The organism is Arthrobacter sp. SLBN-83 (genome assembly GCF_006715285.1).
Lineage (GTDB): Bacteria > Actinomycetota > Actinomycetes > Actinomycetales > Micrococcaceae > Arthrobacter.
In genome coordinates this window covers 563,859-585,268 of sequence record NZ_VFMX01000001.1, presented here as the reverse complement: position 1 = coordinate 585,268, position 21,410 = coordinate 563,859, and the positions used below count along the sequence as shown (strand labels likewise).

Here is a 21,410-nt window from a genome sequence, read left to right as displayed (position 1 = left end):
GACTCAATCGTCCGAGTCCGGGTATTCGTCCTCGGATTCGTCGGCGCCGTAGCGGGACTCCTCGTTCTCCACCTCAAGGATCTTCAGCAGCTCCGTGTCCGGGTTGAGCATGATCGCTGCCTCGTCCCGCCGGTGCCGCAGGATCGAGTCGATGTAGGACTGCACGGCCTCTGCCAGCGGGATGTGGCGTTCCTGCTTCTCCGACATGTACCAGCGGTGTTCCAGGACCTCGTGCACCACCTCGGCGTGCTCGAGCTTGCCGGAAAGGTCCCGGGGGATGGAGCGCACGATTGGCTCGAAGATCTGGCTGACCCAAAGGTGGGCGCTGTATTCCTCGTCCATTTCCGGGTTGTTGTCCGCGCGGAACGAGTCCATGTCGTTGAGCAGCCGCCGCGCCTGGTTCTCCTGGGCGTCCAGGCCGGTAAGCCGCAGCAGGCGCCGCTGGTGGTGCCCAGCGTCCACCACCTTGGGCTGCAGCTGGATGGTGGAGCCGTTCTGGGTGGTCTTGATGGCGTACTCCTCGACGTCGAAGCCGAGTTCGTTCAGCCGCCGGATCCGGGCGCCCACGCGCCAGCGCTCGCCGAGTTCGAAGGATTCCTTCTCCGTCAGCTCAGCCCACAGCCGCCGGTAGCTGTCCATGATCAGCTCGCTGGTGGCCACTGGGTCCACCTTCTCCTCGATGAGGCCGCCGTCCAGCAGGTCCATCAGCTCGCCGGCGATGTTCACGCGGGCAATCTCCAGGTCGTACTCGCGCTGGCCGGTGGAGAGGTCCGGGTAGAGCTCGCCCGTTTCGGCGTCCACCAGGTACGCGGCGAAGGCGCCGGCATCGCGGCGGAACAGGGTGTTGGACAGCGAGACGTCGCCCCAGTAGAAGCCGATCAGGTGCAGCCGCACGAGCAACAGGGCCTGCGCATCGATGAGGCGCGTCAACGTGTCCTTGCGCAGCATCTGGGAAAAGAGCGCGCGGTAGGGCATGGAGAACTTCAGGTGCCGGGTCACGAGCACCGGGTTGAGCGGGCGTCCGTCGGGGGTGGTGCGCCCGGTGATCACCGCAACCGGCTCCACGCACGGCACATCGAAGCGGGCCAGTTTGCGGAGCATGTGGTACTCGTGGCGGGCCACATGTTCGGAGGTTTCCTTGATGGCGATCACGGAGCCGCCCAGGTGGGCGAACCGGACGATGTGCCGGGAAATACCGCGGGGCAGCGCCGCCAGGTACTGTGCCGGCCACTCCTCCAAGGCAATATGCCATGGCAGGTCCAGCAGCTCAGGATCAGCCGCCGCTGCCGTGATGTTCAGCGACGAGGCTACCGAGGCCGCCTTGTTGTCATCGGCACTGGCAGCCACGAACCGGGGCAGCTTCCCGATCTGCGCGTAGTCGGTGGGTTCGTCGTGCCACTGGGCGCTGTATTCCTCGGTCATGGCTCAATTCTTCCGTACTCGGGGCAGGGCGGCTAAATCCCGTGCAGGCAAGGTTAAAGGCCGACGGCGGCCCGCCAGTAAGGAGGGCCGCCGTCGGTAATGCGGGTGGTTGCGTCCGGCGTTTCGGCCGGCCCAACCAGCAATGGCGTCAGTCGCCGAGGCGCAGGCCGGTCTTGGTGTCGAACAGGTGCACGTGGCCCGACTGCGGACGGACGTAGATGACCTCGCCCTTCATCGGGGGACGGCGGCCGTCGACGCGGGCCACGATGTCGTGGTCCTTGCCGTCAAGGTTGGTGTGGCCGTAGACGTAGGCGTCGGCGCCGAGTTCTTCGACGACGTCCACTTCCACCTTCAGGCCTTCACCGTGTGGAGCGGTTTCCAGGTCTTCGGGACGGCTGCCCAAGGTGACCGTGGAGCCGTGGGCCTCTTCGAGGACGTCACGCGGCACGGGGTAGACGGTGCCGCCGAACTGCACGCCGCCGTCGACAACGGGGAGTTCCAACAGGTTCATGGCGGGGGAGCCAATGAAGCCGGCAACGAAGACGTTCTTGGGGCGGTCGTAGAGGTTGCGCGGGGTGTCAACCTGCTGCAGCAGGCCGTCCTTCAGCACGGCGACGCGGTCGCCCATGGTCATGGCCTCTACCTGGTCGTGCGTCACGTAAACGGTGGTGACGCCCAGGCGGCGGGTCAGGGACGCGATCTGGGTGCGGGTCTGCACGCGGAGCTTGGCGTCCAGGTTGGACAGCGGCTCGTCCATGAGGAAGACCTGCGGGTTACGGACGATTGCGCGGCCCATGGCAACACGCTGGCGCTGCCCGCCGGAGAGTGCCTTCGGCTTGCGGTCCAGGTACTGCTCGAGGTCCAGGAGCTTGGCGGCTTCGCGGACGCGCTCGGCACGCTCTTCCTTGGAGACGCCGGCGATCTTGAGGGCGAAGCCCATGTTGTCGGCCACAGTCATGTGCGGGTACAGCGCGTAGTTCTGGAAAACCATCGCGATGTCGCGGTCCTTCGGGGGGACATCGGTGACATCGCGGTCGCCGATCAGGATGCGGCCTGCGTTGACGTCCTCAAGGCCTGCCAGCATGCGCAGGGAGGTGGACTTGCCGCAACCGGAGGGTCCAACGAGGACCAGGAATTCGCCATCGGCGATGTCGATGTTGAGCTTATCGACGGCGGGCTTTTCGGTGCCCGGGTACAGACGCGTAGCGTTGTCAAAAGTAACTGTAGCCACAGTTATCAATCCCTTCACCGGCAGGTACGTGCCGGACGATCCGTTGTGAATGGTTCATTTTTATTCAGTTTTGTTCCTGCAAAATGCTCCGCGGCTTCCGCGGAGCATTGAATGACGCCGCACGCTGGTTGTGCGCCACATCACACAAAGAGTATGCCAGAGGTTGCTCTTTTTAGTGCAAATGTTACGAACGTCACATCTTCGACCGGCTGTGTCTAGCCGGAGGCCGCCTGCGGGTCTTCTTCCGCCACGGCAAGGCTTCGCTCCTGCAGCAGTGCCTCCAGCAGTTCCGCGACGTGGACGGGTGCCTCCACCCGGTACTGGGCCTGGGTGAAATCGAGGCCGACCTTGACCCCAACATCGCCCGGTTCGAGCCTGCCAAAGGCGTCCTCGTCCGTGACGTCATCGCCCGCAAACAGCGCGGCAGTGGCCCCCGTTGCCTGCCGCAGGAAGGCAACACCTTCGCCTTTGGAGGCGTGCACCACCGAGGTCTCCAGGACGCGCTTGCCTTCTTTCAGGAAGACGCCCTTGCGCTCCTGCAGAACCGACTTGGCGGCTGACACTGCGTCCTCCGCCACGTCGTCCCGTGCCTGGCGGGTGTGCAGGACGACGCCGGCAGGCTTGTACTCCAGGGAGGTGCCGGGAGCCTGCGAAACGATGTCAGCCAATTCTGCCCGCACGTCTTCCAGGAGCGCTTTTTGGTCATCCTCCAACACCAGTTCGGTGGAGCCGGGGCCCAGCCAGGCCTCGGCCCCATGGCTGCCGATCAGCAGCGTGTCCACCGGAGGGGAGGCAACCTCCCGCAGGCTGGCGAGGGCGCGGCCGGAGATGAGTGCCGTCGTCGTGCGTGGAAGCACGGCGAGGCCCGCGAAGGCCGCGGCTGAACGCGGAAGCGGCCGCGCATCCTGGGCACGGTCCACGATCGGCGCCATGGTGCCGTCAAAATCCATGGCCACCAGCAAGTGCTCTGTCCGTGCGATCCGGCGCAGGGCTTCCCGTAGCTCAGGCGAGAGCGCCAGCGAAGCCCTGGTGCCGCGGCCGTCAGGAGTCATCGCGGACCACCTTTTCGTTCAGCGCGCGCAGGAAGTCGGCGGACCAGTGGTCAACGTCGTGGTCCAGGATCTGGCGGCGCATGGACCGCATGCGCCGGGAGGCTTCGCGGGGGCTGAGCTCGATGGCGGTCATGATGGTGTTCTTGAGCCCCGCGATATCGTGCGGGTTGATCAGCAGGGCCTGCTTGAGCTGGTCCGCTGCGCCGGCGAATTCGCTCAGCACCAGGGCGCCGTCGTTGTTGTTGCGGGCGGTGACGTATTCCTTGGCGACGAGATTCATCCCGTCCCGCAGGGCGGTGACCAGCATGACGTCGGCCGCCAGGTACAGCGCCACCATCTCTTCGACGGGGTAGCTGTGGTGCAGGTAGCGGACGGCTGTGTTTTCGAGGGTGTCATAGGTGCCGTTGATGTGGCCCACCGTGCCCTCAACCTCCTCGCGGAGGAGGCGGTACTGTTCCACACGCTCGCGGCTGGGGGAGGCCACCTGGATCAGGGTTGCATCGCCAACGGTGAGGCGGCCGTCCGCCAGGAGTTCTTCGAAGGCCTTCAGCCGGTGGCGGATGCCCTTGGTGTAATCCAGCCGGTCCACGCCGAGCAGGATGGTCTTGGGGTTGCCCATATCCTGCCGGATCTGCCGGGCGCGTTCGATGATGTCGGGCCTGGCAGCCAGTTCGCTGATCTGCTTGACGTCGATGGAGATGGGGAAGGCCTGCGCACGGGCAATATGCGTCAGCTGGCCGTTGTGGTCCTTGACGTGCACCTGTTGCTGCTTGACGCTGGCGCCCAGGAAGCGGCGGGCGGAGCGCATGAAGTTACCCGCATCGCTGACGCGCTGGAAGCCCACCAGGTCGGCGCCGAGCAGGCCGTCAATGATGGCCTGGCGCCACGGGAGCTGGGCAAAGATTTCCGGCGGCGGAAACGGGATGTGGTTGAAGAACCCGATGCGCAGGTCGGGCCGGGCTTCGCGGAGCATCCGCGGAACCAGTTGCAGCTGGTAGTCCTGGACCCAGACGGTGGCACCTTGGTCGGCATGGCGGACGACGGCGTCGGCGAACCTGCGGTTGACCTTGCGGTAGGCGTCCCACCAGGTGCGGTGGAACTCCGGAGGGGCAATGACGTCGTGGTACAGCGGCCATAGTGTGGCGTTGGAGAAGCCCTCGTAGTACAGCTCCACGTCGTCGGTGCTGAGCTGTACCGGGACAAGGTCCATGCCGCCGTGGCTGAACGGCTTCACCGTCTCGTCCGGTGCCCCGTGCCAGCCGACCCATGCTCCGTCGGTCTTGGTCATCATCGGGGCGAGCGCGGTCACCAGGCCGCCGGGGGACCGGCGCCAGCCGGAGCCGTCGTCGCTGTCGTCGCCCGGCGCCACTCGGTCCACAGGCAGCCTGTTGGAGACCACCATGAAGTCGTACTTTGTATGGCCGGCGTGGCTGGAACCGGATTCGCCGGCCGTAGCTGTGCCGGCGGGTTTTTCCTGGACTGGTGTTTGCATTGCGGCCCCCTGGGGTTGCTTGTGCCTCTAAGCCACCCTAGCCGGACGGAATCATCGGGGCTATTCGTCCGTTGGTCAAGCCGAAGGAATAGTTGAACCCGCAAGCTGTCAGCTTTCTCCCCTAAAATGTTGGGGTGCCACGAAGTGGTCCCCTACGTCGACCGACCCAAGGAACTCATGAGCCCCGCAAACGAAGTACGTAAGTCCAAGGCTGAGCGCACGGCGGAGGCGCGCGAAAAAGCGCGCCTGATCCGGGAAGCGCAGGCAAAGAAGGACAAGCGCAACAAGCTGCTGATCGGCTGGGGCATCGTGGCGGCAGTGGTGGTCATCCTGGTGGTGGTGGGCCTGGTGGTTGCGGGCAACATCCAGCGCAACGCCCCGATCGCGGACAAGGGACCCACTCCTGCCAATGCCAACGCCCACGGCGGCGTTACGCTGCTGGCCAACAACCAGGTTGCCAAGACCGAGCCGGCCACCGTTGACGCCGCGTCCCTGGGCGATGCCCCGAAGACTCCGCCCGCCGAAGTGGTGGCTCCCGGTGCCGAGGCGGAGGCCGGCAAGCCGGTCAAGGTGGTCCTCTACGTCGACTTCATTTGCCCCGTCTGCAAGAACTTCGAAACGCAGTACAACGACCAGCTCACATCGCTGCGCAACGACGGCAAGATCACCGTTGAGTACCGCCCCCTCGGGTTCCTGGACAGCCGGTCCACCACCAATTACTCGTCCCGTGCTGCCAACGCGGCAGCGTGTGTGGCCAACACGGCCCCGGAGAAGTACGCCGACTACTTCAACGCCCTGTACGCCCAGCAGCCCGCCGAAGGCAGTGCAGGCTTGTCCGACAACGACCTGAAGAAGATGGCGTCCGACATGGGTGTGGACATCAACTCCTGCGTGGATGACAAGACCTACCGCCCGTTCGTGAAGTTCACGACGAAGGAGGCCTCCGCCATCGGTGTCACCGGTACGCCCACCGTCTTCGTGGACGGCAAGCAGTGGGGCAAGGGAGACAGCGCCCAGACGCCGTTCCCCGACTTCCTGCAGGCAGCCATCGCCGCCAAGGGCTAGGAATTAACAGCGCTGGCAGGGGCCCGTTCCGGAACGTTTCCGGGGCGGGCCCCTGCCTCATGTACAGCCCGTGCAGGGGCGTTTTTACGCCCGGCGGGAGTTGGGCTAACCTTATCTAGCGCCTTCGGGCGCATGCCCCCAGGGGCGCGCCTCCTTAGCTCAGTTGGCCAGAGCACCGCTCTTGTAAAGCGGGGGTCGTCGGTTCGAATCCGACAGGGGGCTCCATGCAACCTCCGGGTCTAAGCTGGATCCATCCAAATGATCAGCGTGCTGACTAAAGGAGGATGGGTGCCATGCCCAAGACCGGCAAGAACGACCATGCCCGCAAGGAAGAGCTCCCCTCGACCCTGCAGCGTTCTGACCAAAAAGCCCAGGACACATTCGCCAAGACCTACGATTCCGCCCTTGAGTCCTATGACCAGGACGAACAACGCGCTGCCCGTGCAGCCTACGCCTCGCTGAAGCACAGCTACGAAAAGGTGGGCGACCACTGGGAGCCCAAGGAAAAACGCGGCCCATCTGATAAGCGCGCGGAACAGGGCATCCGCTCGTCGGAGCCCACCGCCGGCGGCGTGGATGCGAACGCCTCGAAGGACCATCTCTACAAGCTGGCCAAGGAACTGGACGTCAAGGGCCGCTCGAAGATGGACAAGGACCAGCTGGTGGAGGCACTCCAGAAGGCCAATAACGCAGCCACCCGCAAAGCCCGCAGCAAATAGCCTTCGCTCTTGCCGTCCCGCCGTCCAAGGTGTCGAATCAAAGGACACGTCCGGTCCGGTCGGCAATGATGCCAGGAGGTTCCAATGTCGGTGAAGAGCACCAAGGAGTCAGCGCGGGCGGCAGGCGGCAGGAACGGGCCTGAATCACGGCGGGCCGACCAAGCCGGCGGCATCGCGGCGCAGGACCCGGACCGCATCCGGAACGTTGCCCTGGTTGGGCACTCCGGCGCCGGGAAAACCATGTTGATCGAGGCCCTGCTGGCGGCCAACGGCATGATCACCCGCAAAGGCTCCATAGCGGACGGGTCGACTGTCAGCGACTCCGATCCCGCCGCCGTGCACCAGCAGCGGTCGGTCACGCTGTCCCTGGTGCCGCTGATGGTGGATGACGTCAAGGTGAACCTCCTGGACACTCCGGGCTACCCGGACTTCATCGGTGAGCTGCGGGCAGGCCTCAGGGCGTCGGATGGCGCCCTCTTTGTGGTCTCCGCCGTAGACGGAATCGATGCAACCACCACCGCGCTCTGGGGCGAGTGCGGGCACATGGGGCTCCCACGCGCCGTCGTCGTCACCCGGGTGGACCACCCGCGCGCAAATTACGACGGCGCCCTGGCCGCCTGCCAGAGGGCGTTCGGCGACGGCGTGCTCCCGCTTTATGTCCCGGTGCGGACAGAAGGCGGGATCACCGGGCTGCTGGGCCTGCTGTCGCAGGAGGTGGCGGATTACTCCTCCGAAGATTCAGCACCTGAAGTCCGTGCGGCGACGGCCGGCGAACGTACGGATGCCGGCACTGCCAGGGGTGCGCTCATCGAGGGCATCATCGCCGAAAGCGAAGATGAGACCCTGATGGACCGCTACCTGGAAGGCGAGGACATGGACACGGCGGTGCTGGCCGCCGACCTGGAAACCGCCGTGGCGCGCGGCTCGTTCTTTCCCGTGCTCCCCACCTCTGCCGTTACCGGGCTTGGCACGGCGGAACTGCTGGACCTGCTGGTCCGGGCCTTCCCGCCTCCGGTGGAACGCAGGCTGCCGGACGCCGCCGATCTGTCCGGCAATCCGGCCGGAAGCCTGTCCTGCGACCCCTCGGGTCCGCTCGCTGCCGAAGTGGTGCGCACCTCCAACGATCCCTTCCTGGGCCGCATCTGCCTGGTGCGGGTCTTCTCGGGGTCGCTGCGGGAGGACTCACCCGTCCATGTAGGGGGCCATGGTTTGGCTGACCGCGGCCACCAGGACCACGACACCGATGAACGCGTCACCCACATCTACTCGCCGCTGGGAGCCACCCTGCGGCCGGTTCCCTACTGCGTGGCCGGGGACATGTGCGCGTTGGCGAAACTCGGCAGCGCCGAAACCGGGGACACCATTTCCAGCCGGGAAAACCCGCTGCTGCTGGCCACGTGGGAGATGCCGGAGCCTCTGCTGCCGGTTGCCGTGGAGGCCGACTCCCGCAGCGACGAGGACGCCTTGGCCCGCAGCCTGGGCAGGATCGCGGCGGGAGACCCAACACTCCGTGTGGACCGGAACACGGAAACGCACCAGTTGGTGTTGTGGTGCATGGGCGAAGCGCACGCCGAGGTAGTCCTGGACCGGCTGCGCGAACAGGGTGTGAAGCTGCATACCGTGGACGTGGTGACTCCGTTGCGGGAAACCTTCGCGGCCGCGGCCTCGGGGCATGGCCGCCATGTCAAGCAATCCGGCGGGCACGGCCAGTACGCCGTGTGCGACATCGAGGTGGAACCGCTGGAGCGCGGTGGCGGGTTCGAGTTCGTGGACAAGACAGTGGGCGGAGTCATCCCGGGCACATTCATCCCGTCCATCGAGAAGGGGGTGCGGGCGCAAATGGAGAAGGGGGTCGCTGCGGGCTTCCCCGTGGTGGACGTGCGCGTGACCCTCACGGGCGGCAAGGCCCACAGCGTCGATTCCTCCGATGCGGCGTTCCAGGCGGCGGGGGCCCTGGCGCTCCGGGAGGCAGCTGCAGCGGGGAAGGTCCAGCTGCTGGAGCCGGTGTCCTCCGTGTCCATCATGGTTGCCGACGAACACGTGGGCTCCGTGATGAGCGACCTGTCAGGACGGCGGGGGCGCCTCACCGGCACCACCTCTTCCGGGGAGGGGCTCACGGAGATCAGCGCGGAGGTCCCGGACCAGGAACTCCTGCGTTATGCCGTGGAACTGCGGGCCCTGACCGCCGGTACCGGACGGTTCCGCCGGCAGTACCTGCGGCACGATCCCGTGCCCCCGAATTTCAGCCCGTCCTGATCCGGTCCGGGCAGGAAGAATCCCGCGGAGCGCCGTCAGGTGAATGCTGCAGCTCGTAAAATCCAGACCGTCTACCTGACGCTGACGTTGGGGAACACCCTTGCGGCGTCCTTCATTTGGGGGATCAACACGCTGTTCCTGCTCGACGCCGGGCTGAGCAACCTGGAGGCCTTCGCCGCGAACGCGTTCTTCACGGCCGGGATGGTCCTGTTCGAGGTGCCCACGGGCGTGGTGGCGGACAGCTGGGGCCGCCGGACGTCCTTCCTGCTGGGCACCGTGACGCTGGCCGGGTCCACCTACCTCTATTACCTGTTGTGGCAGTTGTCCGCGCCGTTCTGGTGGTGGGCCGCGGTGTCCGCCCTCCTGGGCCTTGGGTTCACGTTCTTTTCCGGGGCGGTGGAAGCCTGGCTGGTGGACGCGCTGCACTTTTCCGGCTACGAGGGCGGCCTGGAAACGGTCCTGGGCCGGGGCCAGATCGTTTCCGGCATCGCGATGCTGGCAGGATCAGTAGCTGGCGGGGTCATTGCCCAGGCCACCAACCTGGGTGTGCCGTTCCTGCTGCGCGTCGCCGTCCTGGTGGCAATGTTCGTGGTGGCTTTCCTGCTGATGCACGACGTCGGTTTCACGCCGGAGCGCTCGGCGCACCCCCTTCAGGCCACCCGCGCAGTCCTGAAGGCGTCTGTGGACGGCGGCCTGAGGAACCCGCCGGTGCGGTTCATGATGCTGGCCGCCCCGTTCACCGAAGGCGTGGGGTTCTACGTTTTTTATGCCCTCCAGCCCTACCTGCTGCAGCTTTTCGGCGATCCCAAGGCCTACGCCATCGCCGGCCTGGCAGCGGCCATCGTGGCGGGTGCGGATGTGGTGGGCGGATGGCTGGCGCCCCAGGTCCGGCGACTGGTCCGCCGCCGCACCACCGTGCTGATCGTCTCCACGATCACCAGTTCGGTGGTCCTTGTGGTGTTGCTGGCCACCAGTGTCTTTTGGCTTGCACTTGTGCTCCTGGCTCTGTGGGCCGTGGTCGCTTCCGCAGGCACCCCGGTGCGCCAGGCCTACCTCAACGACATGATCGCCTCGAAGCAGCGGGCAACGGTTCTCAGCTTCGCCTCGCTCATGGGCTCCAGCGGGGGAGTGGTGGTGCAGCCGGTACTCGGCCGGGCCGCCGACGTTTACGGCTACCCTGCATCGCTGGCATTGGGCGGCGCGGTTCAGCTGCTGGCGGCACCCTTCATGCTCCTGAGCCGGCGCCGGCGCTCGCCGGCAGATCTTGCCACGGGCCTGGCCGCAGCACCCTAAACAGGCGCAGCATGTGCTGGAGCCGGACGCAGCGAAGGCTCCCGCTGCCGGGACTTGGTCCGGGCAACAGGAGCCTTCGGGTGCGCAGGTGGCGGTTCGTCCTACTTGACGCCTGCTTCCACCGCTTCACTGGCCGGAGCCGGCTTTTCCTGTGCGGGCGAAGGGGAGGTCTTCAGCCTGAAGCGCTTTCCAATTTCGCCGCCGCCACCGCTGCGGTTCTTGTTGAAGATGTCGAAGCCAACGGCGACAAGGAGCACCAGGCCCTTGATGAGCTGTTGGTAGTCAGTACCCAGGCCCAGGATGGACATGCCGTTGTTGAGCACACCCATAATGAGTCCGCCGATCATGGCTCCGGCGACGGTTCCGATACCACCGGTGACCGCGGCGCCGCCGATGAAGGCGGCGGCGATGGAATCCAGTTCGAAGCCGGTTCCACCGGCCGGTTGAGCCGAGTTGAGCCGGGCGGTGAAGACGAGGCCCGCCAGCGCGGCCAGCACGCCCATGTTCACGAAGAGCCGGAACGTCACGGCCTTGGTCTTGATGCCGGACAGTTCAGCCGCGTGCAGGTTGCCGCCAATAGCGTACGTGTGCCGCCCGAAGACACTGTTGTTCATGAGGGCCGTGTAGGCGATCACCAAGGCGGCCAGGACCACCAGGACAATCGGGGTACCGCGATAGGACGCCAGCAGGAACGTGATGATGAGCATGAGCAGCGCTGTGAAGGCGGTCTTGATGACGAACCAGACCAGTGGCTCGCTTTCGAGGTCGAACTTCCGGCGGATCCGGCGTTCCTTGAGCGCCTGGATCAGCAGCGCAGCCGTGGCCCCGACGCCCAGGATGACGGTGAGCCACTCCAGCACGGAGGTGCCGCCAGTGAGGTCGGGAAGGAAGCCGCCGCCGAGGGCACGCAGTTCGGCCGGGAAGGGGGTGATCTGCTGGTTCTTCAGGGTGATAAGGGTCAGCCCACGGAAGATCAGCATGCCCGCCAGCGTGACGATGAAGGCCGGAATCCCCACGTAGGCGATCCAGTAGCCCTGCCAGGCACCCACCAGGGCGCCGACCAGTAGGCAGGCGGGGATGGCGGCCCACCACGGCCAGCCCCAGTGCACGATCATGACGCCGGCAACGGCGCCGATGAACCCGGCCACGGAGCCGACAGAAAGGTCGATGTGCCCGGCAATGATCACCATGACCATGCCGATGGCCAGGATCAGGATGTAGCTGTTCTGGACCACCAGGTTGGTGACGTTCTGTGGTTCCAGCAGGATCCCCCCGGTCAGTCCCTGGAACAGGAGGACAATCAGGATCAGGGCAACGAAGATGCCCACCTGGCGCAGTTGGCTTGTAAGGAATCCGAGCGATTCTCTGAGGGCGGACATGTCGCTATTCCTTCTCTTTGGTCATGTAGTGCATCAGGGTTTCCTGGGTGGCCTCGGCAATGGGAACTTCACCTGTGATGTGGCCGGCGGCCAGCGTGTAGATGCGGTCGCAGATGCCCAGCAGTTCAGGCAGTTCCGAGGAGATTACGATGACGGCTTTTCCTTCGGCCGCAAGTTTCGCAATGATCGTGTAGATCTCGTATTTGGCGCCGACGTCGATCCCCCGGGTGGGTTCGTCGAGGATGAGCACGTCCGGATCGGAGAACATCCACTTGCTCAGCACCACCTTCTGCTGGTTGCCACCGGAGAGTTTTCCGGTAATGGCCGCCACCGACGGAGCCTTGATGTTCATACTCTTCCGGTAGCCGTTGGCCACCACGGTTTCCTGGTTCTTGTCCACGAATCCGCGTTTGGCGAGCTTGCGCAGCGCCGCCAGGGAGACGTTCCGCTTGATGTCCTCGATGAGGTTCAGGCCGTAGTGCTTGCGGTCTTCGGTGGCATACGCAATGCCGTTCCTGATGGCGTCGGACACCGTGGCAGTGTTGATTTCCTCGCCGTACTTGTAGACCTTCCCTGACGTGGCGGTTCCGTACGTGCGCCCGAAGACGCTCATGGCAAGCTCGGTGCGCCCGGCGCCCATCAGCCCGGCCAATCCCACCACCTCGCCCTTCCGGACATGCAGGTTGGCGTTGTTGACCACCATGCGCGTGTGGTCCTGGGGATGGCGCACGGACCAGTCTTCGATCCGCAGGACTTCCTCTCCGATGTGCGGCTCGCGGTCGGGGTACAGGCTCTCCAGGTCCCGGCCGACCATGCCGCGGATGATCCGCTCCTGCGTGATCTGGCCTTCGTCAAGACGCAGGGTCTCAATGGTTTTGCCGTCGCGGATGATGGTGACGGCGTCAGCGACCTTGCGGATCTCATTGAGCTTGTGGCTGATGATGATGCTGGTGACGCCCTGGCCCTTGAGGTGGAGGATCAGGTCCAGCAGATGGCCGGAATCCTCGTCGTTGAGGGCGGCCGTAGGCTCGTCCAGGATGAGCAGCTTCACTTCCTTGGACAGCGCCTTGGCGATTTCCACCAGTTGCTGTTTGCCCACGCTGATGTGCTGTACAGGGGTGACAGGGTTCTCGTCCAGGCCGACGCGGGCGAGCAGCCTGGCTGCCTCCAGGTTGGTCTTGCGCCAGTCCACCCACCCGTTGGTGGCTTGTTCGTTGCCAAGGTAGATGTTCTCGGCAATCGACAGGTACGGGCTGAGGGCCAGTTCCTGGTGGATGATGACGATTCCGCGTTTTTCGCTGTCCGAGATGCTGGAGAAGTTGCAGGGTTCGTTTTCGAAGAGGATGTCACCGTCAAAGGTGTTATGTGCATAGACGCCGGACAACACTTTCATGAGTGTCGATTTGCCGGCTCCGTTTTCCCCGCAGATGGCGTGGACCTCGCCACGGTTCACATCCAGGGTGACGTCCTGCAGCGCTTTGACGCCCGGGAACGTCTTGGTAATTCCTCGCATTTGAAGAATGGGTGAGTTCATCGTCAATTCCCACTGACTGTTCGGAGCTTGCCTTCCTGCTGCTGCAGGAGGGCGCGGGTGGGGCTGTGGCCCGGGACGGAAGCCCGGGCCACAGCCCCGGACGCTGACTACTTGACGTCGGCGTCGGTGTAGTAACCCGAGTCGATCAGTTCCTTCTTGTAGTTGTCCTTGGTGATGATCACGGACTTCAGCAGGAACGCCGGGACAACCTTGACCTTGTTGTTGTAGGTCTTGGTGTCGTTGGTTTCCGGCTCCTGGCCCTTGAGGACAGCGTCAACCATCTTGACGGCCTGCGCGCCGAGCTGCCGGGTGTCCTTGAAGATGGTGGAGTACTGCTCGCCGGCGACGATGGACTTGACGGAGCCCTTTTCGGCGTCCTGGCCCGTGACTACGGGCAGGCTGCCCTTGGCGTAGCCGCCGGTGCTGGTGAGGGCGGAGATGATGCCAATCGACAGGCCGTCGTACGGGGAGAGGACGCCGTTCAGCTTGGTGCCCGAGCTGTAGGCGGAGGTAATGATGTCCTCCATGCGCTTTTGTGCCACAGGTGCCTGCCAGCGGAGGATCGCGGCCTGCTCAAACTTGGTCTGGCCGCTGGGGACCTTCAGCGTGCCGGCATCCATGTACGGCTTCAGGGTGTCCATGGCGCCGCTCCAGAAGAAGTTGGCGTTGTTGTCATCGGGGCTGCCGGCGAAAAGCTCGATATTGAAGGGGCCCTTGCCGTCAACCTTCTTGCCGCTGGCGTCCAGGAGGCCCAGGCCGGTCAGCAGTGAGGTGGCCTGCTGCACACCCACCGTGTAGTTGTCGAACGTGGTGTAGTAATCCACGTTCGGGGTGCCGTTGATCAGGCGGTCGTAAGCGATGACCTTGACGTTCTGGTCCTTGGCCTTGGCCAGGACATCGGTCAGGGTGGTGCCGTCAATGGCGGCGATGATCAGGGCCTTGGCGCCCTTGGTCAGCATGTTTTCGATCTGCGACACCTGGGTGGGGATGTCGTCATTGGCGAACTGGAGGTCCGTCTTGTAGCCAAGGTCCTTCAGCGACTTCTCCACGTTGGCGCCATCGGCAATCCACCGTTCGGAGGTCTGCGTGGGCATCGAAATCCCGACCAGTGAGTCGCTGGGCTTGGCGGCACTGCCGGATTCGGTGGCGGCTCCGCCCCGGGAACCACAGCCGGTGGCGCCCACCGTCAGGGCGAGGACAAGGGCCACCGCGCCCATGAGTTTTTTGATTCTCACCATTTTCTCCTTCCGCAGCAGCATTGCCGCGAAGTGTTGTTGGACCAGGCAGCTCCGACGCTCCCTGGTCCTGGCCACATTGTTGATGTGTCGGTTCAATATAGACTGCTTTGTGAACGCTAACAAGACTGCAGCGGGGATTTTCGCAACTTTTTCGAGTCCGTTGACATCTTCTTTGTTAGCGTTCACACTTGCTGCAGCACTTAGCTCGACCCCGACCCCTACAAACCCGGTAAAGAGGCCCCCGCCTCTCGGACGGAGGCAAACCCATGCCAGAGACGTTGTCCACATCCAGCTCCGATCCCCGCGCTGACCAGTACGTCATCGGGGTGGACTACGGGACCCTGTCCGGCCGTGCCGTGGTGGTGCGGGTCCGCGACGGCAGGGAACTCGGCAGCGCCGTCCACGAGTACCCGCACGCGGTGGTCACCGATTCCCTGCCCGAAGATACAGCGGGCGCGGAATCCGATGGACATCCCGCAAGGCTTCCCGGTGAATGGGCACTCCAGGTGCCCAACGACTACCGGGAGGTCCTGCGCAGGGCTGTGCCCGCCGCGGTGGCGGACGCCGGGATCGACCCTGCCGCCGTCGTCGGCATTGCCACGGACTTCACCGCCTGCACCATGGTGCCCGTCAAGGCCGACGGCACCCCCCTGAACGAACTGCCCGGCTTCGCCAACCGGCCGCATGCCTATGTGAAGCTCTGGCGCCACCACGCAGCGCAGGGGCAGGCTGACCGGATCAACCGCCTCGCCGCCGACCGGGGTGAGGACTGGCTTCCGCGTTATGGGGGACTGATCTCCTCCGAATGGGAGTTCGCCAAGGGCCTGCAACTGCTGGAAGAGGACCCGGAAGCCTACGCCGCCATGGACCACTGGGTGGAGGCGGCGGACTGGATCGTCTGGCAGCTGTGCGGCCGGTACGTCCGCAATGCCTGCACGGCCGGTTACAAGGGGATTTACCAGGATGGCCGCTATCCGTCGGAGGACTTCCTTGCTGCCCTGAACCCGGACTTCAAAGACTTCGTCAGCTCCAAGCTGGAGCACACCATCGGGCGGCTGGGGGATGCCGCAGGCACCCTTACCGCCGAGGCTGCTGCCTGGACCGGACTGCCGGAAGGCATCGCCGTGGCCGTGGGAAACGTCGACGCGCATGTCACTGCCCCGGCTGCCAAGGCCGTGGACTCCGGCCAGCTGGTGGCCATCATGGGCACCTCCACCTGCCATGTCATGAACGGCACGGAACTGCGCGAGGTGCCCGGGATGTGCGGAGCCGTGGACGGCGGCATCGTACCCGGCCTCTGGGGCTACGAGGCCGGCCAATCCGGCGTGGGGGACATCTTTGGCTGGTTCACCAAGTACGGCGTCCCGCCCGAATACCACCAGGCTGCGAAGGATGCGGGCCTGGGCATCCACGAGTACCTCACCGAACTCGCCTCGCGGCAGGCCATCGGGGAACACGGCCTGATCGCCCTCGACTGGCACTCGGGCAACCGCTCAGTCCTGGTGGACCACGAGCTCTCCGGGATTGTGGTGGGCCAGACCCTGGCCACCAGACCGGAAGACACGTACCGCGCGCTGCTTGAAGCCACGGCTTTCGGGACCCGCACCATCGTGGACGCCTTCCGCGACGCCGGCGTCCCCGTCAAGGAATTCATCGTGGCCGGCGGCCTGCTCAAGAACAAACTCCTCATGCAGATCTACGCGGACGCCACCGGCCTGCAGCTGTCCACCATCGGCTCGGAACAGGGCCCGGCGCTGGGCTCGGCCATCCACGCTGCCGTGGCCGCGGGCGCCTACGCGGACATCCGCGAGGCTGCGGCTGCGATGGGCGCCGAACCCGGGGAGGTGTACACACCGATACCGGAAAACGTGGCCGCCTACGACGAATTGTTCCAGGAGTACAGGACGCTGCACGACTACTTCGGCCGCGGCAGCAGTGACGTCATGCACCGGCTCAAGGTCATCCAGCGCAAAGCGGCGCAGGCTGATTTGCCGGGCACCGGCAACCTGCCGGCAACCGCTGTGGAGGTGTCCGCATGACCGCCGGTACCGGTGTAACCCCGGCGATCCTGCAGACCATTGCCCGGATCCGTAAGGAAGTGTGTGCGCTGCACGCCGAGCTGACCCGGTACGAACTGGTGGTGTGGACCGCGGGCAACGTCTCTGCCCGGGTGCCGGGCACCGACCTCATGGTCATCAAGCCCTCCGGAGTCTCCTATCAGGACCTGACTGCGGAGCAGATGATCGTGACCGACCTGCACGGCACCCCCGTCCGGGGCACCAACCTTGGTGGAGGCGGGACCGTCGACTGGGGCAATCCGCCGCTGTCGCCGTCGTCCGATACCGCCGCACACGCCTACGTCTACCGGCACATGCCCGAGGTGGGCGGGGTGGTGCACACGCATTCCACCTATGCCACGGCGTGGGCGGCCCGGGGGGAGGCGATCCCTTGCGTGCTGACCATGATGGGGGACGAGTTCGGCGGCGAGATTCCGGTGGGCCCTTTCGCGCTGATCGGCGACGACTCGATTGGGCACGGGATCGTGGAGACGCTGAAGAACTCCAATTCGCCAGCGGTCCTGATGCAGAACCACGGTCCGTTCACCATCGGCAAGGACGCCCGGTCCGCGGTGAAAGCCGCCGTGATGTGCGAGGAAGTGGCGCGCACCGTCCATATTTCCCGGCAACTGGGCGAACCCCTGCCCATCGACCCGAGCCACATTGATTCGCTCTACTCCCGCTACCAGAACGTCTACGGCCAGTAATTCAACGCCGTCCCCCTTATAACTTTTCAGGAGAACCCATGAGTACCGCAGCAAACACCTCCCTCGACGGCTACGAGGTCTGGTTCCTTACCGGCAGCCAGCACCTTTACGGCGAGGAAGTCCTGAAGCAGGTGGCCGCGCAGTCACAGGAGATCGCGAACCAGCTGAACGCCTCCTCCGCCGTGCCGGTGCGGATTGTGTGGAAGCCGGTCTTGACCGACTCGGACGCCATCCGCCGCACCGCGCTGGAGGCCAACGCGGATGACTCGGTCATCGGCGTCACCGCGTGGATGCACACGTTCAGCCCGGCCAAGATGTGGATCTCGGGCCTGGACCTGCTGCGCAAGCCGTTGCTGCACCTGCACACCCAGGCCAACCGGGACCTGCCCTGGGCGGACATCGACTTCGATTTCATGAACCTGAACCAGGCCGCGCACGGTGACCGCGAGTTCGGATACATCCAGTCCCGCCTCGGCATCGCCCGGAAGACCGTCGTCGGGCACGTCTCCAACCCCGAGGTCGCACGCCAGGTCGGGTCCTGGCAGCGGGCCGCCGCAGGGTGGGCCGCCATCCGCACCCTGAAGCTGACCCGCTTCGGCGACAACATGCGCAACGTGGCCGTCACCGAAGGCGACAAGACAGAGGCCGAGCTGCGCTTCGGCGTCGCGGTCAACACCTGGTCCGTCAACGAGCTCGCCGACGCCGTGCACGGCGCCGCGGAGTCCGACGTCGACGCCCTGGTGGCGGAGTATGAGGACCTTTATGACGTGGTGCCGGAGCTCCGCGCAGGCGCGGCCAGGCACGATTCGCTGCGGTATGGGGCCCGGATCGAACTGGGCCTGCGCAGCTTCCTGGAGGGCAATGGGTCCGCGGCGTTCACCACTTCGTTCGAGGACCTCGGCGCCCTGCGCCAGTTGCCCGGCCTGGCGGTGCAACGGCTCATGGCCGCAGGCTACGGGTTCGGCGCTGAGGGTGACTGGAAGACCGCCATCCTGGTCCGGGCCGCCAAGGTGATGGGCGCTGGCCTGCCCGGTGGCGCCTCGCTGATGGAGGACTACACCTACCACCTGGAGCCGGGGTCCGAGAAGATCCTCGGGGCCCACATGCTGGAGGTCTGCCCCTCCCTGACCGCGCAGAAGCCGCGGCTGGAGATCCACCCGCTGGGCATCGGCGGCAAGGAAGACCCCGTCCGCCTGGTGTTCGACGCCGATGCCTCGCCGGGCGTCGTCGTCGCCCTGTCCGACATGCGGGACCGCTTCCGCCTGGTGGCCAACGCCGTCGATGTCGTCCCCCTGGACCAGCCGTTGCCCAACCTGCCCGTGGCCCGCGCCCTCTGGCAGCCCAAGCCCGACTTCGCCACCTCCGCCGCCGCTTGGCTCACCGCCGGGGCCGCGCACCACACCGTGCTCTCCACCCAGGTGGGCATGGACGTGTTTGAGGACTTCGCCGAAATTGCCAAGACGGAGCTGCTCACCATCGACGAAGGCACCACCATCCGCCAGTTCAAGAAGGACCTGAACTGGAATGCCGCCTACTACAAGCTGGCCGGGGGGATCTGACCAAAGATGGTGCGGCGGCCGAGGCTTGAGGATGTGGCGGAGCTGGTTGGGGTCTCGCACCAGACCGTGTCCCGGGTGGTCAACTGCCACCCGAACGTGAGTATGGGGACGCGGGAGAAAGTGGAGGCGGCGATTGCCCAGCTGGGGTACCGCCGCAACTCCGCTGCCCGGAGCCTGGTCACCCGGCGCTCGCAGACCATCGGCGTCCTGGCCAGTGAACTCTCGCAGTACGGGCCTGCCAACACTTTGCTGGGTGTTGAACGCGCCGCCCGGGACGCGGGGTACTTCGTCAGCGTCGCTGCCCTGCGGGAGGTCAACCGCGATGCCATCCTGGCTGCCGCCCGGCACTTCCTGGACCAGTCGGTGGAAGGCATCGTGGTGATTGTTCCGCACCTTGAGATGCCGGCCGCCCTCGCGGAACTGCCTATTGGGGTGCCTGTGGTGGCCGTGGGAACCACCGGAAACGAAACCGTTGGCGGCGTCAAGGTGGACCAGCGCCGCGGGGCCGAACTGGCAGTGCGGCATCTCATCGGACAGGGCCACGTCCGCATCGGGCACGTGGCCGGCCCGCAGGACTGGATTGACGCGGTGGCCCGCGCCGACGGCTGGCGGTGTGCCCTGGACGCGGCCGGGCTCGATGCCGACCTTCTAATCGAGGGTGACTGGAGCGCCGGCAGCGGTTATGACATCGGCCGTAAAGTGGCAGCCTCCCGCCGTGCCACTGCACTGTTTGTAGGCAACGACCAGATGGCCCTGGGCGTCCTGCGGGCGCTGAACGAGGCAGGCATCAAGGTGCCGGAGGACGTATCCGTGGTGGGCTTTGACGACCAGCCCGAAGCCGGCTACTTCAGCCCGCCGCTGACCGTGGTCCGGCAGGACTTCGAAGAACTGGGCCGGCGGTGCATGGACATGATGCTCCGGGCGCTGGACGGTACGGAAGGACCGCGGACGCTGGTGGTGGAGCCCGAACTCGTCCTGCGCAGCAGCACCGCCCCGCCAGCCTGAAACTGCAGGCAGCCGAGTTAATCCGGGGGAGACCCCCGCGAAACGTGGCCACAACAATCGCTGCGTACCTTGGCAGGCATGACGGCTACCCTGCTCATCCGGCTCCGCGAATGGCTGCTGGACACGTTCACGTATGACTCCGAGTCCCAGGCCGCCGGCGCCATGGCTGACGCCACCCGCTGGGGCTGGCTCCCGGCCTTGAGCGGGGTGTCCGCAGGCGCGGAGCAGGCCCGCTCCGAGCATGCGCTGGCAGCAGCCGAAACCAGCACGATGTCTGGTTAAGCACACTATTGCGCCACTGACGTGGTAATGCCCTAAACTGCTTCACTGAGGTGCCTGAAATGGCGCTGCGCAGCAACGAAAGTGAACACGCTATGGCTACCGATTACGATGCTCCACGCAAGCAGGAAGAAGAGTCGCCCGCTGACTCTCTCGAGGCCCTCCAGGCGTCACGGAGCGGCAACGCGCAGACCGCGGTTATCGATGTCGACGAAAACGACACCGCTGAAGGTATCGACCTGCCCGGAGCCGACCTGTCCAACGAGGAACTGACTGTCATTGTGGTTCCCGAGCAGTCCGACGAGTTCACCTGCTCGTCGTGCTTCCTGGTCCGCCACCGGTCACAGGTTGCCCGTGAAAAGAACGGCCTGAAGTACTGCCGCGACTGCGAAGGCTAAAAACTCTTCCTGATTTTCCCGGCGCCGGCCACCCTTCGGGTGGGCGGCGCTTTCTTGTCCCGGGCTGTTGATCTCCGGCCGCCGTCGTTATCAAAATGACCCCTCGTCTCCGGCAAGGAACACTCCTACGCTGGAATCATCCAATGGCTTTGAATCCTGGATGGCACAGCAATGAAAAAGTTCTCCATCTGGCTCGCAGCGGTCCTGCTGGCTGTAGGGCTGGGAATCGTGGTCCAGGGACCTGCCTCGGCGGCTCCCTACTGCGGGCTCACCTGGGGCTCGCTGGCGAAGTCCGGGCAGGACACCGGTACCGCATCCGTTACCAATGTCCGCACGGGGCAGCACTACTGTTTCGACCGGCTGGTGGTGGACCTCAACGGCCCTGCGGTCGCCTATACCGTGCAGTATGTGCCGCGGATCGAGCAGGAGGGCTCGGGGCTTCCCATTCCGGTGCGGGGCGGTGCGCGCCTGCACATCAGCATCAAGGCGCCCTCCTATGACGAGAACGGCAACGCCACCTACAACCCTGCCGACAAGAATGAGCTCAGCAACGTTTCCGGCTACCAGACGTTCCGCCAGGTGGTTTCGGCCGGCAGCTTCGAGGGATACACAAGCCTTGGCCTGGGCGTCCGGGCACGCCTTCCGTTCCGGGTCTTCACCCTGGACGGTCCCGGCTCCGGCTCCCGGCTGGTGATCGATGTGGCGCACTACTGGTGACCCATCC

The 21,410-nt window shown here is 65.3% G+C and carries 18 protein-coding genes and 1 tRNA gene; 12 read left to right on the top strand and 7 right to left on the bottom strand.

Translation table 11 applies throughout. From position 1 onward, the window contains the following. Positions 1-3 precede the first annotated feature (3 nt). The 4 genes from FBY30_RS02590 to FBY30_RS02575 form a co-directional block, all read right to left on the bottom strand. Positions 4-1,422: a DUF4032 domain-containing protein gene (locus FBY30_RS02590; RefSeq protein WP_142131112.1), complete on the bottom strand. Its 1,419-nt coding sequence runs from the start codon at positions 1,420-1,422 to the stop codon at positions 4-6. A 148-nt stretch (positions 1,423-1,570) separates the two neighbouring features. Beyond that, entirely contained in the window at positions 1,571-2,653 is a 1,083-nt protein-coding gene (locus tag FBY30_RS02585; RefSeq protein WP_142131111.1) for an ABC transporter ATP-binding protein, read from the bottom strand. Positions 2,654-2,868: 215 nt separating this feature from the next. Then, on the bottom strand, positions 2,869-3,705 hold the full coding sequence (gene otsB / locus FBY30_RS02580; protein ID WP_142131110.1) for a trehalose-phosphatase: 837 nt from the start codon (positions 3,703-3,705) through the stop codon (positions 2,869-2,871). Next, entirely contained in the window at positions 3,695-5,197 is a 1,503-nt protein-coding gene (locus FBY30_RS02575; protein WP_142131109.1) for an alpha,alpha-trehalose-phosphate synthase (UDP-forming), read from the bottom strand. Before FBY30_RS02575 ends, otsB begins: the two co-directional genes overlap by 11 nt. Before the next feature lie 177 nt (positions 5,198-5,374). On the opposite strand from FBY30_RS02575, the gene FBY30_RS02570 reads away from it, so the two are divergent. The 5 genes from FBY30_RS02570 to FBY30_RS02550 all read left to right on the top strand — a co-directional run bounded on the left by FBY30_RS02570 (position 5,375) and on the right by FBY30_RS02550 (position 10,530). Beyond that, positions 5,375-6,262, top strand: a complete 888-nt coding sequence (locus FBY30_RS02570; protein ID WP_142131108.1) for a DsbA family protein — start codon at positions 5,375-5,377, stop codon at positions 6,260-6,262. Between the two features lie 148 nt (positions 6,263-6,410). After that, positions 6,411-6,487, top strand: a tRNA-Thr gene (locus tag FBY30_RS02565). A gap of 68 nt (positions 6,488-6,555) precedes the next feature. Further along, positions 6,556-6,981, top strand: coding sequence for a ChaB family protein (locus tag FBY30_RS02560; RefSeq protein ID WP_142131107.1), 426 nt, complete (start codon positions 6,556-6,558; stop codon positions 6,979-6,981). A gap of 84 nt (positions 6,982-7,065) precedes the next feature. Next, positions 7,066-9,237, top strand: a complete 2,172-nt coding sequence (locus FBY30_RS02555) for an elongation factor G-like protein EF-G2 (protein WP_142131106.1) — start codon at positions 7,066-7,068, stop codon at positions 9,235-9,237. A 39-nt stretch (positions 9,238-9,276) separates the two neighbouring features. Then, on the top strand, positions 9,277-10,530 hold the full coding sequence (locus tag FBY30_RS02550) for an MFS transporter (protein WP_142131105.1): 1,254 nt from the start codon (positions 9,277-9,279) through the stop codon (positions 10,528-10,530). Positions 10,531-10,631: 101 nt separating this feature from the next. On the opposite strand, the gene mmsB is transcribed toward FBY30_RS02550, so the two are convergent. The 3 genes from mmsB to chvE form a co-directional block, all read right to left on the bottom strand. Further along, positions 10,632-11,909 (bottom strand): multiple monosaccharide ABC transporter permease, encoded by a 1,278-nt coding sequence (gene mmsB, locus FBY30_RS02545; RefSeq protein WP_142131104.1) that lies wholly within the window; start codon positions 11,907-11,909, stop codon positions 10,632-10,634. Between the two features lie 4 nt (positions 11,910-11,913). Further along, positions 11,914-13,443, bottom strand: coding sequence for a multiple monosaccharide ABC transporter ATP-binding protein (gene mmsA / locus FBY30_RS02540; protein WP_142131103.1), 1,530 nt, complete (start codon positions 13,441-13,443; stop codon positions 11,914-11,916). 107 nt (positions 13,444-13,550) lie between these two features. Continuing rightward, positions 13,551-14,681: a multiple monosaccharide ABC transporter substrate-binding protein gene (chvE, locus tag FBY30_RS02535; RefSeq protein ID WP_350310804.1), complete on the bottom strand. Its 1,131-nt coding sequence runs from the start codon at positions 14,679-14,681 to the stop codon at positions 13,551-13,553. A gap of 266 nt (positions 14,682-14,947) precedes the next feature. Between chvE and araB the strand changes: the two genes are divergently transcribed. The 7 genes from araB (at position 14,948) to FBY30_RS02500 (ending at position 21,403) form a co-directional block, all read left to right on the top strand. Then, a complete protein-coding gene (gene araB / locus FBY30_RS02530; protein WP_200830621.1) occupies positions 14,948-16,720 on the top strand; it encodes a ribulokinase in 1,773 nt (590 codons plus the stop codon). Further along, positions 16,717-17,445, top strand: a complete 729-nt coding sequence (locus FBY30_RS02525) for an L-ribulose-5-phosphate 4-epimerase (RefSeq protein WP_142131101.1) — start codon at positions 16,717-16,719, stop codon at positions 17,443-17,445. Before araB ends, FBY30_RS02525 begins: the two co-directional genes overlap by 4 nt. Positions 17,446-17,483: 38 nt before the next feature. Then, complete coding sequence (gene araA / locus FBY30_RS02520) at positions 17,484-19,004, top strand: L-arabinose isomerase (protein ID WP_142131100.1); 1,521 nt, start codon at positions 17,484-17,486, stop codon at positions 19,002-19,004. Between the two features lie 6 nt (positions 19,005-19,010). After that, complete coding sequence (locus tag FBY30_RS02515) at positions 19,011-20,009, top strand: LacI family DNA-binding transcriptional regulator (protein ID WP_142131099.1); 999 nt, start codon at positions 19,011-19,013, stop codon at positions 20,007-20,009. A 78-nt stretch (positions 20,010-20,087) separates the two neighbouring features. Beyond that, positions 20,088-20,291, top strand: a complete 204-nt coding sequence (locus FBY30_RS02510; protein WP_142131098.1) for a hypothetical protein — start codon at positions 20,088-20,090, stop codon at positions 20,289-20,291. Between the two features lie 92 nt (positions 20,292-20,383). Further along, entirely contained in the window at positions 20,384-20,686 is a 303-nt protein-coding gene (locus FBY30_RS02505; protein ID WP_142131097.1) for a DUF4193 domain-containing protein, read from the top strand. A 171-nt stretch (positions 20,687-20,857) separates the two neighbouring features. Then, entirely contained in the window at positions 20,858-21,403 is a 546-nt protein-coding gene (locus FBY30_RS02500; protein WP_142131096.1) for an AMIN-like domain-containing (lipo)protein, read from the top strand. Positions 21,404-21,410: the final 7 nt, after the last annotated feature.

Coding starts and splice junctions, on each gene's coding strand:
- FBY30_RS02515 (WP_142131099.1), top strand. CDS start 19,011: ATGGTGCGGCGGCCGAGGCTTGAGGATGTGGCGGAGCTGGTTGGGGTC.
- FBY30_RS02510 (WP_142131098.1), top strand. CDS start 20,088: ATGACGGCTACCCTGCTCATCCGGCTCCGCGAATGGCTGCTGGACACG.
- otsB (WP_142131110.1), bottom strand. CDS start 3,705: ATGACTCCTGACGGCCGCGGCACCAGGGCTTCGCTGGCGCTCTCGCCT.
- chvE (WP_350310804.1), bottom strand. CDS start 14,681: ATGGTGAGAATCAAAAAACTCATGGGCGCGGTGGCCCTTGTCCTCGCC.
- mmsB (WP_142131104.1), bottom strand. CDS start 11,909: ATGTCCGCCCTCAGAGAATCGCTCGGATTCCTTACAAGCCAACTGCGC.
- FBY30_RS02555 (WP_142131106.1), top strand. CDS start 7,066: ATGTCGGTGAAGAGCACCAAGGAGTCAGCGCGGGCGGCAGGCGGCAGG.
- FBY30_RS02500 (WP_142131096.1), top strand. CDS start 20,858: ATGAAAAAGTTCTCCATCTGGCTCGCAGCGGTCCTGCTGGCTGTAGGG.
- araB (WP_200830621.1), top strand. CDS start 14,948: ATGCCAGAGACGTTGTCCACATCCAGCTCCGATCCCCGCGCTGACCAG.
- FBY30_RS02560 (WP_142131107.1), top strand. CDS start 6,556: ATGCCCAAGACCGGCAAGAACGACCATGCCCGCAAGGAAGAGCTCCCC.
- FBY30_RS02575 (WP_142131109.1), bottom strand. CDS start 5,197: ATGCAAACACCAGTCCAGGAAAAACCCGCCGGCACAGCTACGGCCGGC.
- FBY30_RS02505 (WP_142131097.1), top strand. CDS start 20,384: ATGGCTACCGATTACGATGCTCCACGCAAGCAGGAAGAAGAGTCGCCC.
- FBY30_RS02525 (WP_142131101.1), top strand. CDS start 16,717: ATGACCGCCGGTACCGGTGTAACCCCGGCGATCCTGCAGACCATTGCC.
- araA (WP_142131100.1), top strand. CDS start 17,484: ATGAGTACCGCAGCAAACACCTCCCTCGACGGCTACGAGGTCTGGTTC.
- FBY30_RS02590 (WP_142131112.1), bottom strand. CDS start 1,422: ATGACCGAGGAATACAGCGCCCAGTGGCACGACGAACCCACCGACTAC.
- FBY30_RS02570 (WP_142131108.1), top strand. CDS start 5,375: ATGAGCCCCGCAAACGAAGTACGTAAGTCCAAGGCTGAGCGCACGGCG.
- mmsA (WP_142131103.1), bottom strand. CDS start 13,443: ATGAACTCACCCATTCTTCAAATGCGAGGAATTACCAAGACGTTCCCG.